The organism is Arthrobacter sp. MYb229 (genome assembly GCF_002975405.1).
Taxonomy (GTDB): Bacteria; Actinomycetota; Actinomycetes; order Actinomycetales; family Micrococcaceae; genus Glutamicibacter.
On record NZ_PCPS01000009.1, the window covers coordinates 1 to 17,292 of the forward strand.

Annotated in this window: 20 protein-coding genes; 10 read left to right on the forward strand and 10 right to left on the reverse strand. The window is 58.3% G+C overall.

What is annotated here, in order from left to right; all coding sequences use genetic code 11:
• Positions 1 to 160: 160 nt before the first annotated feature.
• On the reverse strand, positions 161 to 718 hold the full coding sequence (locus CQ019_RS16885; protein WP_105553850.1) for a TetR/AcrR family transcriptional regulator: 558 nt from the start codon (positions 716 to 718) through the stop codon (positions 161 to 163).
• Between the two features lie 31 nt (positions 719 to 749).
• On the opposite strand from CQ019_RS16885, the gene CQ019_RS16890 reads away from it, so the two are divergent.
• Together CQ019_RS16890 and CQ019_RS16895 are read left to right on the forward strand one after the other, a co-directional pair.
• Positions 750 to 2,312, forward strand: coding sequence for an MFS transporter (locus CQ019_RS16890; protein WP_105570222.1), 1,563 nt, complete (start codon positions 750 to 752; stop codon positions 2,310 to 2,312).
• A gap of 281 nt (positions 2,313 to 2,593) precedes the next feature.
• Positions 2,594 to 3,430, forward strand: coding sequence for a serine hydrolase (locus CQ019_RS16895; protein ID WP_105570223.1), 837 nt, complete (start codon positions 2,594 to 2,596; stop codon positions 3,428 to 3,430).
• 286 nt (positions 3,431 to 3,716) lie between these two features.
• On the opposite strand, the gene CQ019_RS16900 is transcribed toward CQ019_RS16895, so the two are convergent.
• The 3 genes from CQ019_RS16900 to CQ019_RS16910 all read right to left on the reverse strand — a co-directional run bounded on the left by CQ019_RS16900 (position 3,717) and on the right by CQ019_RS16910 (position 5,413).
• Positions 3,717 to 4,034 carry a hypothetical protein gene (locus CQ019_RS16900; RefSeq protein WP_105570224.1) on the reverse strand — a complete coding sequence of 106 codons (318 nt, stop codon included), beginning with the start codon at positions 4,032 to 4,034 and terminating at the stop codon, positions 3,717 to 3,719.
• Between the two features lie 249 nt (positions 4,035 to 4,283).
• Entirely contained in the window at positions 4,284 to 5,153 is an 870-nt protein-coding gene (locus CQ019_RS16905; protein WP_105570225.1) for a type II CAAX prenyl endopeptidase Rce1 family protein, read from the reverse strand.
• Positions 5,147 to 5,413, reverse strand: a complete 267-nt coding sequence (locus CQ019_RS16910) for a hypothetical protein (RefSeq protein ID WP_105553862.1) — start codon at positions 5,411 to 5,413, stop codon at positions 5,147 to 5,149. The genes CQ019_RS16905 and CQ019_RS16910 overlap by 7 nt, the downstream gene beginning before the upstream one ends.
• A 490-nt stretch (positions 5,414 to 5,903) precedes the next feature.
• Between CQ019_RS16910 and CQ019_RS16915 the strand changes: the two genes are divergently transcribed.
• Complete coding sequence (locus tag CQ019_RS16915; protein WP_105553863.1) at positions 5,904 to 6,743, forward strand: MerR family transcriptional regulator; 840 nt, start codon at positions 5,904 to 5,906, stop codon at positions 6,741 to 6,743.
• A 259-nt stretch (positions 6,744 to 7,002) separates the two neighbouring features.
• Here CQ019_RS16915 and CQ019_RS18605 read toward each other — a convergent pair whose 3' ends face one another.
• A complete protein-coding gene (locus CQ019_RS18605) occupies positions 7,003 to 7,167 on the reverse strand; it encodes a hypothetical protein (protein WP_181148597.1) in 165 nt (54 codons plus the stop codon).
• 124 nt (positions 7,168 to 7,291) lie between these two features.
• On the opposite strand from CQ019_RS18605, the gene CQ019_RS16920 reads away from it, so the two are divergent.
• Complete coding sequence (locus CQ019_RS16920) at positions 7,292 to 7,588, forward strand: DUF4190 domain-containing protein (protein WP_105553864.1); 297 nt, start codon at positions 7,292 to 7,294, stop codon at positions 7,586 to 7,588.
• Positions 7,589 to 8,264: 676 nt separating this feature from the next.
• On the opposite strand, the gene CQ019_RS16925 is transcribed toward CQ019_RS16920, so the two are convergent.
• Positions 8,265 to 8,645, reverse strand: coding sequence for a VOC family protein (locus CQ019_RS16925; protein ID WP_105553865.1), 381 nt, complete (start codon positions 8,643 to 8,645; stop codon positions 8,265 to 8,267).
• A gap of 415 nt (positions 8,646 to 9,060) precedes the next feature.
• Between CQ019_RS16925 and CQ019_RS16930 the strand changes: the two genes are divergently transcribed.
• Both CQ019_RS16930 and CQ019_RS16935 read left to right on the forward strand, forming a co-directional pair.
• A complete protein-coding gene (locus tag CQ019_RS16930) occupies positions 9,061 to 10,284 on the forward strand; it encodes a multidrug effflux MFS transporter (protein ID WP_105553866.1) in 1,224 nt (407 codons plus the stop codon).
• 69 nt (positions 10,285 to 10,353) lie between these two features.
• Positions 10,354 to 10,878 carry a TetR/AcrR family transcriptional regulator gene (locus CQ019_RS16935; protein WP_181148599.1) on the forward strand — a complete coding sequence of 175 codons (525 nt, stop codon included), beginning with the start codon at positions 10,354 to 10,356 and terminating at the stop codon, positions 10,876 to 10,878.
• A gap of 654 nt (positions 10,879 to 11,532) precedes the next feature.
• Here CQ019_RS16935 and CQ019_RS16940 read toward each other — a convergent pair.
• Both CQ019_RS16940 and CQ019_RS16945 read right to left on the reverse strand, forming a co-directional pair.
• Positions 11,533 to 12,387: a phosphotransferase gene (locus CQ019_RS16940; RefSeq protein WP_181148600.1), complete on the reverse strand. Its 855-nt coding sequence runs from the start codon at positions 12,385 to 12,387 to the stop codon at positions 11,533 to 11,535.
• A gap of 125 nt (positions 12,388 to 12,512) precedes the next feature.
• A complete protein-coding gene (locus CQ019_RS16945; protein ID WP_181148601.1) occupies positions 12,513 to 12,998 on the reverse strand; it encodes a zeta toxin family protein in 486 nt (161 codons plus the stop codon).
• A gap of 766 nt (positions 12,999 to 13,764) precedes the next feature.
• Here CQ019_RS16945 and CQ019_RS16950 point away from each other — a divergent pair.
• Positions 13,765 to 14,022 (forward strand): metal-sensitive transcriptional regulator, encoded by a 258-nt coding sequence (locus CQ019_RS16950; protein WP_105553870.1) that lies wholly within the window; start codon positions 13,765 to 13,767, stop codon positions 14,020 to 14,022.
• 72 nt (positions 14,023 to 14,094) lie between these two features.
• Here CQ019_RS16950 and CQ019_RS16955 read toward each other — a convergent pair whose 3' ends face one another.
• The gene (locus CQ019_RS16955) at positions 14,095 to 14,505 is read right to left on the reverse strand and encodes a BlaI/MecI/CopY family transcriptional regulator (RefSeq protein ID WP_105553871.1); all 411 of its coding nucleotides are present in this window, start codon (positions 14,503 to 14,505) and stop codon (positions 14,095 to 14,097) included.
• Positions 14,502 to 15,098 (reverse strand): hypothetical protein, encoded by a 597-nt coding sequence (locus CQ019_RS16960; protein ID WP_105553872.1) that lies wholly within the window; start codon positions 15,096 to 15,098, stop codon positions 14,502 to 14,504. The genes CQ019_RS16955 and CQ019_RS16960 overlap by 4 nt, the downstream gene beginning before the upstream one ends.
• A gap of 126 nt (positions 15,099 to 15,224) precedes the next feature.
• On the opposite strand from CQ019_RS16960, the gene CQ019_RS16965 reads away from it, so the two are divergent.
• The 3 genes from CQ019_RS16965 to CQ019_RS16975 are packed head-to-tail and all read left to right on the forward strand — an operon-like array spanning position 15,225 to position 17,211.
• The gene (locus CQ019_RS16965) at positions 15,225 to 15,995 is read left to right on the forward strand and encodes a thioredoxin domain-containing protein (RefSeq protein WP_105570227.1); all 771 of its coding nucleotides are present in this window, start codon (positions 15,225 to 15,227) and stop codon (positions 15,993 to 15,995) included.
• Positions 15,995 to 16,867, forward strand: coding sequence for a cytochrome c biogenesis CcdA family protein (locus CQ019_RS16970; RefSeq protein ID WP_105553874.1), 873 nt, complete (start codon positions 15,995 to 15,997; stop codon positions 16,865 to 16,867). The genes CQ019_RS16965 and CQ019_RS16970 overlap by 1 nt, the downstream gene beginning before the upstream one ends.
• Positions 16,864 to 17,211, forward strand: a complete 348-nt coding sequence (locus CQ019_RS16975) for a hypothetical protein (RefSeq protein ID WP_105553875.1) — start codon at positions 16,864 to 16,866, stop codon at positions 17,209 to 17,211. Before CQ019_RS16970 ends, CQ019_RS16975 begins: the two co-directional genes overlap by 4 nt.
• Positions 17,212 to 17,292 lie beyond the last annotated feature (81 nt).

A 17,292-nucleotide genomic window follows, 5' to 3' on the forward strand; every position in this document is an offset into this window, starting at 1 on the left:
TCCCATTTTCCCAGTTCAGGTCACCTTTTCATCTTTTAAGTCAGTTAATGACTACCGGCCTTCATGAAATACCCGGGCTAACCTTTCAAATTCCCGCGTCTGTTCATTCCGTCGACCGTCCAACTGAGCGTTCGGCTTGCGGGATTCCGTGCTAGGTGGCCTAGATGGTGAGCAAATGATTGATGATTGGACGCAGTGCCGTACAGAATTCCGCTGCCTGTGTCGGGTCATATAGAAGCCGGAGCGCGAAGCCGTCTGAAATAGCAATGATGCCAGCCGCAGCAGCTTCCGGTTGCGCTGTACCAAAAGACCGCAAGGCCTCTACCAATTGTTCAGAGACTAGCTTGTCCTGGCCTATAAGGATTTCAGCGATCCACGGTGTGTGGATAGCCTCGGCAGCGAAGGCATTCCAGGCGATGGCCTCTTCTCTGCGCTGCTGGTCGAGGGGCAAAGTTTCCTCGACCATGCGAACCAGGTAGTCCACCGCATCTCCACTGAAAGGGAGAGCATTCATACGCGCCTCGGCTCTGGAAATAACCAGATTAACGGCGGCACGGAGCAGGGCTTCCTTGTTGGAGAACGTCTTTTGCAAGGCCCCGACGGACCAGCCCGAATCTGCTGCCACGGTTCGGATACTGACAGCTTGGATACCGCCACGAACAATCAGGTCCAGTACCGATGCGGCAAAGGCTTCCCGCTTATTTATCCCTGATTTCATAAACACCAGAATACGTGTGTATTCTCTGAATATGAAATCGCCATCAACTACCCAGAGCGCTCCCGTTCGCCAATCCTCAGCGAGGTGGTCGGCAGCGCTGGTCGGTGGCCCCGCAGACTTGCTGGATTTCCTTATTCCCCTTTGGGCGGGAACAGCGCTCGCGCTGGATGCGACCGTGATAGGCGTACTGGTTGCAGCGGAACTCTTTGTCTCTTTTGCCGCCAGGTTTCCCGCCGGGCTGCTGGCCGATGTGTGGGAACGTCGGAATATTGCAGCTGCTGGGGCAGTGTTGTATGGGCTCTCGTGCGCTGGATATGCACTATCCGCGGGTTCGGCAATGGCCTTTATCTCGGCGGCACTCGGTGGGTTTGGGGGTGCGTTGTTCTGGGTGTCGTTACGGGCCATAGTGAGCGAATCGGCGGGCACAGATTCGTTTGCCTTTCCCAAGCTGATGACGTGGCAGGAAACTGGATCTTGGGTGGCCTTCGTCGCCGGCCTGACACTAATCAGTTCACTGAATTTCCAAGGTGTTTTCTGGGCCGCTTCCGGTGCCTGCTTCGTCGCTGCGGTAATGATCGCAACAGCACCTCGACGCGCCACTGTGTCCCCGAAACAGGCAGAGTCAGCCTTCCCGACGCAGCGACTACGACCAATGCTGGTTGCTACCGCACTAACCTCGCTGGCTGAAGCAGCAATTGGCTTGCTGTTGCTGCTGCACCTTCAAAAGGCTTTCGACCTCGACGTGGTTTCCATCGCGCTGGTATTCCTGCCTGGCGCCATCGTGATAAGCCTGGTTCCAGGGCCAGCACACCGGATCACTTTGAGGATCGGACGGAGCAGAGTCGCAGCTATCGCAGCGCTATCCAGTGCCACATTCGCGTTCACTTTAGCGTTCGCGCCCTCACCTTTGCCGATCGCCGCCCTGTGGATTCTTAGTGCAGCGGCGTGGGCAGCTATCATCCCGATCGAGCAATCCGTCATCGCCGAGGTAGCACGTGAACGCGGCGGAAAAGGATTTGGGCTCTACGAGTCAGCCAAGTTGGCCGGTGCCGGAGTCGGTGCGCTAGTGGCTGGCGTCAGCTATGAGACAACTTCCTGGCAGGTTGCCTGCATCCTGTTTGCGAGCGTCATCGCCGCCGGAGCCATCGTCACGCCGTGGGCTGTACGTCGTTCTGGCGCCGCCAACGTCCCCCGGGACGAGCCAAGCCCGGTGACAGCACCGGCTGTTTCTACTTCAGAGGAAATGAACACGCCAGGCCCACAGGCCTGGCAACCCGAACATAACCAAGAGGAAAAGATGATGGCAACAACCAAGGCAGATAACTCCAAACTCACTGGCCTCGGCTGGCATCTACTCATTTTCGCCATCGCTCAGATCGCACTGGCCTTCACGGGCATGTCCTGGATAGTGGACTCATTCAGCACCAACGACTTCGGCGAACACCTCGCCTCCGGAGGCCGACCCGAGCTCGAAGGAATCCCAAGCTTCTTGTACGGCGCAGGAAAGATATGGGTCATCTTCTTCGTCATCGACGTCATATGGACACTGATCTCTAGTCGAAAAGGCAGCCAGACCCCGAACAAACAAGAGTAGTAAGCAATCCCAATCGAGAATGCCGGTCGCCCTAGCGGGGATTGCGGTCACACTAGTCACCAACTCGTATGTATCGGCTTGCGCAAGCTCGCCTACCACGGCCGGTTCCAACTTCAACCTGCTCCATCGCTGAATTACGGTCAACAAATAAATCTGAGCCGAACTCATCAAATAGTATCCCAGTGAAGGTTCCTCTTGTGCGCATTGAAATCGATCGTTTAGGAAATCAATTCAGGTGGGCACTTATCCCTCTTGTCCGAGCCTGATGGCAGGATGGAGATATGCAGCACACTGTCCCTATTTACAGCATCGCGAAATCCTACACCGCCGCCGCTGTTCTCTTGACGTTTAATCCGCAACTACACATCGGTGATCGCCTGGTCTGGCTACCAGCGCAGTTGAAATCTCTGTCGTTCGAAGACTTGCTCTCACACCGTTCCGGGCTCAATGATTATTTTGTTTGGCCGGACTATCGAGCAGCAGTAGAGAACGCCGCAGAACCTTGGGACGCAATGGACATCATTGCGCGTGCAGAGGTGCAAAACCCTGGCGGTTTTAGCTATTCAAATATCGGATATCTACTTCTACGCTTAGCTCTCGAAGAATTCCACCAGAAGCCTTTTTACAACGTGCTCGACAGCTTGATCTTTAGCCCTCTTGGGATTCAAGCCTCTCCTTTTGATTCCCCTGATGATTGGGAACAATGCAATCATCCCGCGATCACTGAAGAACTACGCAACTACCACCCAGGATGGGTGTACACCGGAACTTTCGCGGCCACACCCGATGAAGCTGCACGTGGAATTGCGTTAATCATGCGAAACGAGCTGGGGTCGGCTTTGCCTGAAGCAATGTCGAAAACCCATTTGGTTGGTGCTCCGCAGAATCATCCAATGTCGCCGGAAGCTGGGTACGGGCTGGGACTTATGACGCGCGGTCTACCTCCAGTTGTTGTTGGGCATGGCGGGCAAGGCCCGGGGTTCAATCACTTCGCTGCAGTCAGTTCCGATGGTTCTTGCTGGTGCGGAGATACGAGCGCGCAGGAAGGTGAAGATCAGGATTTGATCCGTCGATGCGTGGCCGCTGTGACCAACGATGATTTCACGGTGCCCCCGTAAAGGTTCCTCAATCGGAACGATCAGTTATCGCAATCAGGGTCATGCCACACCTTAGATCCGGCGGCAGGCCAGCGCCCACCTTCCGGAACGGTGCGACTGTTCCGTTTGGAAAAATGCGCCTCGCTGGTTCTCGATTCGAAATGAATGAATTGGCATGGTCTGCGATTAGTTGTCCCGACACTGTTTGCCGCACAGCGCCTCCGCGGTTCGAGCGCCGAGCTCGTCTACAAGTTTTGGGTCCAAGCTGTCAGCGGCAACTCGCGCAATCCCCCTACCCAAATCAGCGCTAAAAGACGGATTGGCCCGAAGCCGCAACGACGCCTGAGCGAGTACGGTGGAGTGTTTTCACCAGCATCACGGCGAACACCACGGCCAGTACATCAGCGGCCAGCACCATGAGCAGTGAAGCATGAGCTGCAATCCATAACGGATTCGCATCGGGTAGCATCTGGGCGGGATCGACTCCAGCGGCCGCCTCCATTCGATTGACGGCGGCGCTGTCCGCAATCTGCCAGAGAAAGAAAAATGCTACGACTGCGACATTAAGGCCCAGCAGCGTCAAACCGCCAAGAACCCCGAGTAGCTTATTGAAATCTCTTGGCATTCGCACTCCTAATTACAGCCGTTCCGAACGGATTCCCAGAGCCGCCGGATGAGCAACTTCGAGTCCAATCCCTATTATTCCCGCTTTGGCGCACCGGGGGTTCTCCGTGTCGGGGCGGCCCAGCCGGATACCGGACGGCAGTCGATGCCCTTGGCCGCGGGAGACCGGCCAGACAGTTCGCTGGATCGGTTGTCTGTGTCCCGGCACGGTCCAGGGTTTCTGGATGAAGGACTTTTTCTGCCCCACGAATCACTGCACTCGGTCAAATGCCGAGCCCTGGCCCGGCATAATGATTCGGCCCCGGGCGATCAGCGACGTGGAAGCGAAAGCCGGCCGCGACGACGCGCAATGGCCAGGAATACCACGGTAGCCACCGAGCACACCAAGATGGCGACGATGCTGGCTTCCGGCCCGAAGCTTCCCCCGGAAAGCCAGTCCGGTCCGCTGGTCACCGCGGTGACCAGCGAATCGCGGGCCTCGGAACCCGAGGTGATCGATCCAAAAAAGGCCCGTTGTCGCAAAGTTCCAGCCGAAGTGCACTCCGATCGCCAGCCATAGCGATCTGGTGGCAAGGTATGCGGCGCCCAGCATGATTCCGGCTTCAATCATGATGGCGAAGGCGCCCGGCAGCGAAGCATCCGGATTCACGAGGTGAACGAGCCCGAAGAGGATCGCCGAGGCGCCAAGTGCCACGGCTGTGCCCCAGCGGCCGCGCAGCAGGCGGAACACGACTCCGCGGAAGAATACTTCTTCCGAAACGGCGATCGCGCACATCATTCCGGCGATGGAGGCCAGCAGATCCAGCGTCCCCCGATCGAGATTCGGACGAAACTGACCGGCCTCGGCCTGCACCACCATCGCGGTCACATGATGGGTGACCACGTCGTGCAGCTCGTGGGCGATCCGCGCCCGTTCGGCCGTGATCGTCTCCCGTTCGGCCGCCTCGGAGCGGCTGCGACGCATCGCGGCCTGCGATCGGAGCCACGAGCCGAAGAACCACAGCGCCGCCAGAAGCGCTCCGAAAGCCAGCGCGTCGGAGACTGTCAGTGCCGCGTCGAGCGGAATCAGCGCCGCGGCGAGCGCGGCATAGCCGCCTAGGACGAGCAGCGAAGTCAGCATCCGGTGCCGCTGGAGCAATGCCCCGCGCCCACCAGGGCAACGAGCAGACCGAGGGCGGCGAAGGTGGTGGGGAACCCGAGCAATTGGTACGCCGCGAACGCCGCAAAGGCCAGCGCCAAGGACCACTGCGGCCAGCGGCGCAGTATCGCGACCGAGCCTCCCTGGATCACGATCAGACAAACGCCGAGCGGATTGAGCCGGTGATCGGGCGACGCAGCCAGCTCGAGCCCCTGCTGCGCCACACCCGGCACGAACGACAAGCCGACAAGCCGATGAGAACGACAGCGGACACGACTTCCTACTTGAGTTGCGCCACCGGAAATCGGACAGTCTTCATCCCAAAATCGTACCCGGATGCCCAGGGCGCAGGTGATGCCGCGGCGGGCAGCGCCGCGATGACGGTTCCCTCTGCCGGCGTTCCCCCAAGGGCCTGCGAGCGGGCACAGGAAGGTTGCTTCGCTGACGCCGGCGGCAGATCCGGATGATGTAGGTCAATGATCCGAGTACTGCGGTGCGGAAGTAAATGCCGCCAAACCGAGTGGATACGTTGACCTTGAGGCAGTCTCCGCTGTAACCGCCTCGCGTGTTGACAGCCGCGACCCCGTGGCGAATGGCTGTAGCCTACAAGGTGAGCACGTTCTTGCAGGGAAAACAATGATCGTGGTTGCCCCTTGGAGTCAGTCCGGCGGTTGAGTTTTCAGCGGTGAGGCATTTGGCGTCACGATTCGATCCACTAAGGAAGGTCCCGTTTTGCCTTTGTCCTTTATCCCGCCGCGTCAGGTCAATATCGGCGACGCGGCAGCATTCGTCGGCACCACACCGCAGGCGATCCGTCGCTATCACGAGATTGGCCTGCTCCCCGAGCCCGAACGGGGCAGCGATGACCGCCCCCGATACGGCTACGAAGACATGATCCGGCTGCTGTGGATCCACAAGATGACCGGCGCCGGGTTCGCCTCGGAGGAGATCCGTGACGCCTTTGCCGGCACGGCTCCTGTTGGTGCCGACAGCGTGCAAAACGCCGCTATCGCGCAACGCATGCGCACCCCAGATGGCAGAATGGGATTACTTTCCGACTTCGTCACCTGCCGCCTCAAGCCCCTGCCCAAGGGCTCCCTGCGCCAGGCGGATCTGGACAGCCTGCTGGTCACAGAGCGGATCTTCGGCCCGCTCGGCGCGGCCCTCCAAGCCACCCGTTTCATTGCCATAGCGACCCACCCGGGTCTGCAAGAAGAATCCGACCGTGTTGATATCGCCGAGGAGGCACTCGATGACACGATCGCTGCCGAGGACCCGCGTGTGGCACTGGTAGCTGCCAAACGGCACGCATTCGAATTGCAGCTGCACGCAGTCATCGAGGGTTCCAGCCTGGCGCTGAGCGACGAAGCGATCGTCGACTCCTGGGACGCGTTGCACCCCGAGAACGAAGATGAAGATGAGAGCGGAGTCGACCAAGACCCTGGCACGGGGCCAGAGACCATGAGCGCAATCGAAGCTATTGGAAAGATGCCCTACGATTTCTCCCCGGCCCGCCTGCGCTGCATGGAATTGGCCGAAGAACTCGCCACCAGCGAGTCACCCGGTTCTTGAACAAGTCCCCTCGTCCTAAACCAGGAAGTATGCTCGGATATCCGTTGAGCCAGTCGAGATTCCTTGCGCCAGTGTTGGTCCAGATATCGCACCTGGGACCAGCACGTCGATGGCTTCGCCCGAGAACGTGTCCGTAGCGGGCGCCGCTAGCGGACCGAGCGCTTCTCGGAAACAGGGCTACGCCGCACCATGGATCCAGGTCCCGACCAGTGACCGTCCTATGGGACAAATCAATATGGAGCACCAATATTGGTGCGGTCTAAGCCAGCGCCCCTTCAAACGGATTGCAAAAAAGGAAATCACGTTGCCGTTCAGGAAACAGAACACCGCCTTCCACGACGGACCATAAGTACTCAATAGTGCCGGAGCAAACCAACGCGAGCATGGACAGGGTTTCGATTCGAGAGTTGATGGCAACCACCATTGGCTGCCGCTTCCTCCGTCTTCGGCGGCCCTCTCCGACGGGCAGAGAAGCTTCAGCTACCTCGCTGGCTTTTCGAGTGCATCAACGTCTAGGCTCAGCACTAACAGCAAACGATGGAGGAACCATGGCAACGCAAAGCGTGTCGCCACACACGGGCTCGGAACCACTGAACAAGCTGTCCGTCACGGCCCTGGCCCTTGCGGCCTTAACCCTTTTGAGCATGTGGTTCCTTGGCAACTCGGGTCTGGCGATCTTTGCGGTGGGCGCGGGCCACGTTTCGCTAAACCAGATCACCCGACGGGGCGGTCGCGGCCGCTGGCTCGCAATCGTTGCGCTCGTGATCGGATACGCCGTTGCCGCCCTCTCGTTCTATTCAATTCTGACTGCCATCCCACTGTTGATCCAGTCCTACATGGCCTGACGCCGTATTTGACGAGCAAGGTTTCTTGGCCGGCGGTAAAGCCAGCCCGAGGGTTCGTTTCCTATTTTTTGATGCTTCCCATCTCTACGGGTTTCCCGGCATTGGGGTTGTTTCCCATCAGGCGGACTATCCGGTTTTTCGCGGAATGCCGAAAGTCCCCTCCCGCTCGAAGCCCATCTCGACGAACAACTCGAACAAGCGTCCTTCCGCCTGTTCGTCCACTCACCGGAGCGCCTGGGATACGTCCTGCAACTCAACGAGCGCATAGGCATCCAGATTCCATGCATTCCCGGGGTGCAGTTGCGAGCAAAAATTGACCCGATAGCAGGGCGAACTCACCGAGGCGCGTGGTTCGGCGTGGTCAGTTCCTATGGCGCGCATGGCACCAAGATACAAGGCTGTGCGGTGGAGCTCTAGAACAACCAGTTGCCTAGGTCGCATGAATTATTTGAACCGTAGAATCGCATCTGGTGAGGGTTCCGTATACTCTGCACTTGTTTTCTGGCGCCAAGCATGGACGAAGAATCGCTGGAAGTTGACTTTTATGAGCCGCATCTCGGGAGCCGCTTGAGCAGTCAGGCTTTCTCCTACTTCACAAAACCATGCCGGGTGGTCGATCACCGTGGCTGCCGGTTCGCGAAGGCAGCCTAGCCACCGCCGCCGGCCCGTTGCGGCGTCATGAATCATGGAAGTCCGCTGGCTCCGGTGCGATGCGTTTGGCCATGAGGCAGAATTTGTTGCCCTCCGGGTCAGTGAGAACGTGCCAACTGCCCGACGGGACCACATCGGTCGACATGGCCCCCAACGACAGGAGCCGTTCCAGTTCTTCCGCCTGGCCGCTATCTGTCGGACACAGATCGAAGTGCAACGTTTCGGCTCTGGGCACGACGTCGTCCGTACGCAGGAACAGCATCGTCGGGGCATTCGGAGCCCCGGAGATCGCGACTCCCGTCGCGTCCGACCCCGTGATCCGGTAGCCGAGCGCCGCGCACCAAAAACGAGCCAAGCGCTCCGGATTCCGTGCCTTGATCACGATGTCCGCAATTCGACTAGCCATGCACTCCACCCGCTTCCTGCTCGCCGACCGTGCGGCTTTCGACTTCGTGGCAACCCCGCGCGGCTGGAACTCGCACGGGCCGGCAAACTGTCAGTATCCCATCGCTTCAGGTGCCGATCGCCAACCGGACAACAGTGAGCACGAGCCACCTAATAGCTTTTCGAGAATCCCGCCATTGATCTCTGCGATTCACAGTACACCCGGCATGGTGTGATGCCGACTATGGAAAAGCTCCCATCCATCCGGCGAGCGCCGCACTTTTACTACGCCACTCCCCCTGATCGATCCAACCAATTCATACCGTGCGTCACTCCTCACATTTTCGGTTTCGAGGTAGCCATCTGGAACATTTTCAGATACTTTTTAACCTACCTACCGATAGGTAGGCAAGATTCTTGATTTAGAAGGCGTTTGCATGACTACTACAATTTCCCGCCCCCTCAAGGTGGGTGCATGGTTTGCTATCTCATTGGCACTCGTGACAGTTCTTGGTCCGGCAGGCACGGATATGTACCTGTCGTCCTTGCCCGATGTGGTGGAGCATTTAAACGGCACAGCGGCTTCAGGCCAGCTCACTTTAACCGTTTACTTGCTGGCCATGGGTGCAGGCCAGCTGGTATTCGGGCCGATTACTGATGCTTTCGGGCGCCGGCGGCCACTGCTGGCCGCCCTGATCGTTTTCCTGCTGTCCTCCGTATGGGCTGCCATGAGCCCATCAATGGGCATACTTTTAATGTCGCGCACATTGCAGGGGCTGGCAGCTGCCCTTACCCTAGTCGTGGCCCTGAGTATGGTTCGAGACGCAGCGCAAGGTGTCCGAGCCGCGCAGCTCTTTGCATTGCTCATGACGATCGAAGGCTTGGCTCCGGTATTGGCTCCCACGGTCGGTGGTTTTGTCGACCAGCATTTCGGGTGGCGTGCTGTGCTTCTGGTCTTGGCGGGGCTGGCAGCAATCGCGTTTGCGAACTCAACGGTGAGCTTGCGCGAGACACTTCCAGCTGAATCCAGAACGTCGTTGCGGTTGGGCCAGGTGATGCGCACCTACGGACGCATCGCACGGGATGGGCAATTCCTGCTACCGGCCTTAGGCCTCTCGGCAGTGTTCTTTTTCCTCTTCGCCTACATCGGCGGGGCGCCCTTCATCTACCAGGGGGAGTTTGGTCTCAGTTCAGATACCTTTGGCCTTGTTTTCGGTGGAACCGGGCTCGCCGTGATGTTCGGTGCAATTATTGCCGGGCGCACGGTAGGTAAATTCGGCGCCGGCAAACTCGGCGTCATTGGCACTATCTTGATCGCACTCGGCGCGCTGATCGGCCTAATTCTCTCAGGTATTGGGTTGGGTCTCGCAGGCATTGTCATCGGCATGTTTGTTGCACTCCTCGGAGTCGGAATAGCCGAAGCGACGTTGATGGCCTTGGCAATGGCTTCGCAAAATACTGCGCTTGGTTCAACCGCTGCGCTCCTGGGAGCTTTCCAGCTGATCATTTCCTCGGCGGCTACGCCCTTGGCAGGGCTTGCCGTGGGGATATCCACGGGGGCATGGCTGGGATTCCTTCTGGGCATCTCCTTGGTAGCCTTTATCATCGTAGGAGTGAGCATTAAGCGCGCCCCGGCGATCACCGATCTCGGAAGTCACTAGCAGAAGCCTGAACTTGTGGAGGTTTCATTGGCAAAACCCCTGTCCCCGTCAGCCCAACGCGTCTGCTTAGTGGCTGCCCAGCATTTTGCGCAACATGGCTATGATGGCTCATCACTCACCGTCATCGCCGAAGGCGCAGGCATGCGCAAGGCCTCACTGTATGCGCACTTCTCCAATAAGGATTCCTTATACGAGCAGACTCTGGATTTGGCATTTGCCGACCAGGAGGCCGCAGCGAAAGCTGCATTCGCTAGCGAAGCGGACGGGAAAATGCCGGGAATCGAGTACTTGGAGGCACTTTCCGCGAGGTATGCAGCGTCAGTGAACTTCCGATTCCTGCTGCGGTCCGTGTATGCCCCGCCGCATGCACTTGAAGCAAAGATCATTGGCAAATATCGTAACTTCGAAAACGAGCTGCGAGCCCTATTCGTGTCAGCTGCGGCCAAGGAAGACGAGAAAACGCGCGATCTGACGGAAGCGTATCTGGCGGTGGTCGACAGCCTCCAGGTCGAGCTGATCTATAATTCTGCTGAGAATTACGAGGTCAGATACCGAGCCGTGTTGCGGATGCTTCAGCATTACTACGAGAAGTGATCAAAGAGTTCCGCAATGCTTCCGGCCAAGCAGCTGAAGCAGTTCGGCACGAGCACCGCGGTGAAGCCGTCATCCGAATAATGCGTTCGAATGACGGCTTCGTGCTGTTCTGAGCCAACTAGCCTGTGAAACGTAAACACGAACGGATCCGAGCCACTACTAGGGTGCATATTCTTGGTCCTCGGAATGGAGTTCTCGTTGAGTTCAATCAAAAAGATCGTCGAGCAGAATCGATTACCGAAAAACCATGTTGCACCCCGGTGGCAGCGCATCCCTTAAGACTTGTCGAATGGTTCCGTGGATGTTTCCACTCGTTTCGGGATCATCGTGGCTCCGGGCCTGTTTTCGCCCCGGTTGTTGGACTAAGACAAATAATCGATTCCGTCACCAGTCTCGACATTCAGCGCTTCAGGCTCAGGTGCCTTACGCACGGCGGCTGCGTTCTGATTCCGGCAATGTGCCCGTCCAACGACGCTGCTTTGCGCGTATGCGCGGAGTCGAAAAAAGGTTAGTTCCATCATAATTCGCCCGGACAACTGGAGCTATTCCGCAGAACTCATAATGCATCCGAGGAAAAACCGTGATTGATTTGGAGGCATACTGTCGATGACTTCTTCAGGCACCGACTACGCTGTGCATCCAGCTGGTGTCGGCCTAGGCAAGGTTCTCTCGGAGCCATCTGGATGCATTGTCGGCCGCGGCGAGAATCTCAGGCTCTGGGCGTTGGGAGACTATCAGGAAACCCACCTGTTGAAGCCGGAAGGTATTCCTCCGAATCAATGCCCGTTGCACTTGATCGGCGGAGCAAATCTTCGATAGCTTCTCCCACCCATGCCAGACTCCCATACTGGCGAGGTCAGTTGAACGATCGCTCCCGGAAGACAAATCCCAGTCCAGAATGCCGGATACACGTCCTTGATCCCACAAGACATTATGGCCGCCCAAATCCCCATGCGAGAAGACTCGATCCTCAGCACTGATTCCGGCAAGGGCTTCAACCGCTTCTCCAGCCAACGCTCGAATTTGTGGTTCAATCCTTGGAAGGACCTCATCGATTTGAACCCGATGCCAGTCCGAGCCTCCGCAAAATGACAGGGGCTCAGCCAACAAAGAACGCAACGGCACCAGATCTATGGAGGACACCAAATCCAGCAGCCGCCTGATTTCGCCCGGCGAACCTTCACCGGCGGGGCATGGGCGTCCCGGGATGAATTCCGTCGCGACAGCTGATATGCCGTCAACCTCGATAACCGGCCCCATCGACCAGGGCAGATTCAATCCGATATCGCGCGGAATCATGTCGACAAGCTCTTGCCTCCGACACATTTGATCGCCGGTAAATTTGTCTCGCGCGATTCTGATAGCGGCCTGCTGCTCCAGCAGAACAACAACGTGGGCGGAACCTTCTTCGACGACTTTTCGACGCGCGCCACGCGCCTTGCGTGGAAGATCCGCGATCGCAAAGTCAACGATAGACGTCAGGCCGGAGTTGATTACTGGCATTGGCATAGTCATGAGCCTACAAGACTCGTTGGGCTGAAACGCTCCCTGGAAGTGACTCGCGATTCTCGCCTACGTTCCGTGTACCGAATGCATTTCCGCGTATGGATCCGGCATAAGGTGAGCCCTAGGGTCTAAAGCGCAGGGCCATGCAAAATGCGTTCAACGATCTCGTCAGGGTGTTCGTCAGCCAGAATTCGCTGCTCTGCAACAAACGACAAGGGCTGCCATCCGTGATACCAACTTTGCATATCCGCGATGCTAAATTCAGTGGCCTTTGCCCTGCTCAAATGCCGTAGAGCCGTCTCCTCGAACGTCAGGTCGAAAGCATAGAACCGGGCATCATCAACATGTTCTGCCACGCGCTCTAACATTTCGCCATATCGGGAGGCGTTGAAGATTCCTTCCAGAATCACGTTGTGGCCACGACCTATGCAATACGTAGCCGCCATTTCGAGTAGATCTTTGTGAGCTAGGCTTTCGTTTTCACGCTCGTGGTAGATGACCCGTCTGAAGTGGTCCTGCTGAAGTACCGCTGTCGGCGCCCCGAGCTTGGTCTGGAGCAAACGCGCAATGGTGCTCTTACCAGACCCCGAATTTCCACGAATCACTACCAGCATGGCTAAAACCTTCATTCCGAATGTCCGCAGATAAACCTGTTACGCAATGCTGAGCACAGGCGGTGTCATCCAATTCCAGGGGGCGCAGCGTCCCGCATCGTGTTCGCCCTGCGGACACATCGAATTGTAAAGTCCGACTCAAAGCTATCCCGGCCCGAGGACCAAAACTTCAATGGACAAAACAGGCCTGAAGATCCGGCTGGCCGTCGCCCAGCATCGCGATTAAACCGATTCCGTCGTCAGCGCCACGCTAGTTCCCTACCAAGAGAAGCTTCGATTGCATTCAACAATGAACGACTAGATGGCGCCCAACGCCTTGCCACAGGCAATTCCAGCACCAGGGCCGGAGCCGAGCTGGATCTGCGGGGGCTCGAACACGGCCCCTTCGCCCTTGACCTGACACCAGATTACTGGTTGCCCCGTTCACCTACCGACCCAAAAGGCGTGAGAAGAATCCTCGGGCGGAGCGTGATTTCTTCGGCGCATTTGGGTCGCAACTGCAGCGCTCTTTTTGTGGAATATGAGCCATGACCTGCTGGACATGCTGGCCACAGCCGGCCCAAGTTGTTTTATGGCATAGGCGACAATTGACGGCACGGCACATGCTTACACTTCCTAAACTTAGTAGCACTTTCGAGGGTATCTCCGCGAGCATATCCAGTATTGCACATACCCTAGGGGGTATTTAAAAGCATGGACTCAACCACGACAGGGAAACCCCTAGGGGTATAGACTGAACTGAACTACGACCCCGAAGGATCCCTCCATGCAGCTTGAAGTCGAAACCATGAAGCCCGCAATCAACAGGCTCAAGCGGGCACAGGGTCAGCTCAATGCAGTGATTCGCATGTTGGAAGAGGGAAGCGATTGCCGCGCAGTGGTCACGCAGCTATCCGCCGCCTCCAAGGCGATTGACCGCGCGGGGTTCTCCATCATCGCCACCGGACTGGAGCAGTGCCTGCAATCCGAAAATCCGGAACTAGACCGAGCCGACATGGAGAAATTATTCCTCTCACTGGCCTAGGCAAGAAGCCGGCGGCTGCCCTGGAGACTACGAAGCGATCCCCCATCTTGCATATGGCCGAAAGCTGGTCGCCTAGTCCCGAGCATCATCCAGCAGCGCCGCCAGGAGTGCGCGGTCTGCCCCATCAAGCAAGCCCACGAACCGCGCGAGGCAGTTCTCCTTATTGTTCGTCTCCGTTAACGAACGGACCATATGCGCTGCAGAAAACTGGCAACCGGTCAGCGTGGCCTCGTATGTCCAGACTCTCCCGATCAGCGTGCGCGCGAGCAGTCCCTTGTCGAAGAGGTGCCCAAGCACGGTGGCGACCGTGGTGTAAGCAGGTGTGACCTCCTCTTCCGCATCCATTATTTCGAGTACGGTACGCGCGGTGTGCGGTTGGCCGCTGCGCCATAAGATGTTCATCACCCGTCGCTCCAGGGACCCGAGCTGCGGGGCATGCTCCACGCTGAAGGGCAAAGACGGCGGCACAGAGTCACTGGTCATCGAGGAAGACCTCCAATCGATACGCGTGGACGCGCAGGTACAGCACACTGGACTTGGCCGGAAAGCCGGAAAATCAAAGCAACGAACGTTGATGCCACTGCGATGCCTGCCAGCCAAGGCTGCAACGGAGCAAAGTACGTAGTTGCTCCGGAATACCCTAAGACCAAGAGGGCGATTTTATTGCAGACCGGGCAACCCACGGCGAACCAAGCCAGAACGCCGCCGGTGAGCCCTAGCCTAGAAGTCGCTTTTTCTTCTTTTCCTTGCCGTTTCTCGGCGGACCGAGTTGCCGGATCCTGACTCTGCGCGGAACCACTTGAATTCATTTCTGTTGAATTTTTGACGTAGCTTGCCAAGAGAAGTCCTGAGAGTCCCGAGGTGGCGATCCACACTGGGTAATTCCACAGGGTCGCGGGGATCTCGCGGGTGAAGATGCCGTTGGGAATCAAGACTGTTGCGAGCCCCAAAAGCACTCCTACCGCCACGGTGGCGGCGATTGCCGCCAGCCACTGCCGAGTCCCCCATAAGCTCAAGGCCTGTCCCGACAAAGGAATCCGACTGATAAACCCCTTCACCCATTCGTTCGCTGGCAACCTAGCTCCTTACCGAGCGCAGGCGGTCGCTCCGCCGGCATTTGTTTATTACTATGCCCCATCGTACTGTTACTAATCAACGTAGTAGTAAGTATTGGCGCCCTGACGGCAGGGAAGGAAATATAGATGATGAGCACGAATGAAACCGCTTCGAGGACACCAAAGGGGAAACGGCTTCCGTGGTTTTGGCTCCTCCCCATTCCGATCGTCATCGTCGTCGCCTTGCTGATTTGGTCCCAAATACCGGGCAAAGCTCCAGAATCGGCGCAGGCACCTTCGGCGATAGCGGAGAGCATCCAAGAAGCACCCGCTACGCCCGCGGCACCGCCGGCCTTTCCCGACGTCTCTCGCCTGGATCCAAAGGATCCAACTGCCGTGGGGTCGGTCGACGCCCCCGTCGTCATGGTGGCCTACTCAGATTTCCAATGCCCGTTCTGCGCCAAGTGGACCGATAGCACCCTGCCGAAACTCACCGAGAAATACGTAGACAACGGGCAGCTGCGGATCGAGTGGCGAGATCTGGACATCTTCGGCGAGGCCTCGCTGACGGCCGCCCAGGCTGGCCAGGCAGCCGCACTGCAAGGCGGCTATATCGACTTCCACCATCGCCTGTCCCAGGGCGGGAACATCTCCGCGGCAAAAGACTTCACCGATGAATCCCTGTTTGCGATCGCCGAAGACCTGGGGCTGGAGGGCGACAAACTCGTCACCGACATGGGCAGCGCCCAGGTCAAGGACGCAGTGCAGCGCAATATTGCAGAAGCCCAGTCCCTGGGCGTATTGAGCACACCGTCATTCCTCATCAACCGGACACCATTCGTCGGCGCCCAGCCACTGGCCAACTTCGAGGCGGCAATCGAGGCAGAGCTCGCCAAGGCCGAAGCCGAGCAACCATAGTGGAGGCCGGAATCCTATTTGCCTTTGTCGGTGGGCTGCTCGGCCTATTTAGCCCTTGCAATGCAATGCTTCTGCCGGCGTTCTTTGCCCATGCAGCGACTTCCACCCGGCGACTTGGCGCCATCGGCTTGGCCTTTCTTGTCGGCACGCTAGCCACGCTGGTACCACTTGGCCTAGGCATGGGGTGGCTCGGCGGCGCCCTTGCCGTTGACCGCGGGCTGCTCATTGTCATCGCCGCATGGGTGATAGTGGCCTTCGGACTACTACAGATTTTTGGCGGCGGCTTTGACGCCGCGCGATTCTTGCCGTCACGAGTACGCCAACCACGCGCTCCGGGCTCGCTATGGGGTGCAGCGCTCTTGGGTACCGTTGCCGGTGTCGCAGGTTTTTGCACCGGACCGGTCCTTGGCGCAATCCTGACCTTGGTCCTCACCTCGGGCAGCCCGCTAGCCGGCGGCCTGCTGCTTTCCGTGTACGGCGCTGGCACGGTACTGCCCATCATCGCTCTGGCATGGGCCGTCAAGAAGTATGGCGGAATGCGCTGGAGGTGGATGCGCGGCCGCCAGCTTCGGCTGGGCCGGTTGCACTTGCACAGCAACACCCTGATCGCCGGAACAGTCACCTTGCTCGTCGGTGTGGCGATGCTTCTCACCGGCGGCTTGGCCACCGCCGGCGAGCTGCTGCCGCACGACATCCTCGATGGAATTTCTACAACTGCCGCGAACATCGACGCGGCCATACCAACGTGGATCTGGATCACTCTGGCCGCGGCCGGTTTCTTCGCCTGGTGGGTTGCAGAAGCTCTTCGCCGTTTATCGGCATCGGCTAGCGCTCGGTCGGCGCAGTCCACTTCCACGAAGGGAACACCATGAACCACCATCTCCTGCTCCATCTTGCCGGTACCGGCGAAGCCCCGCAGCCCAATCTGGAGATGGCTGCGCGCGTCGCCCGCAACGCCCGAGCCGAGCTCCCCGATTGGACCATCGAGCTTGTGGTCCAGGGCCCGCAGGTAGCGCTCCTGGCCACCGGGAGCGAGCTGGCCCAAGAGGTGGTTTCGCTAGTGGATGCCGGGTTCATCGTGAGTGCCTGTGCCAACAGCCTGCGCTCGGCCGCGGTTGACGGCGAAGGACTGGCAGCCGGCGTTCGAATTGTCAGCGCCGCGGTGGCGCGCCTAGCCACCGCTCAAATCGACGGTGCCGCGTACATCCGTGTTTAGTGCGGCAACACCGATTTTGGGAATCCGATGCTTACCTCATCGGACATAGAATGCCGGTGTTCCTCCGCTAGTGGAGGAACA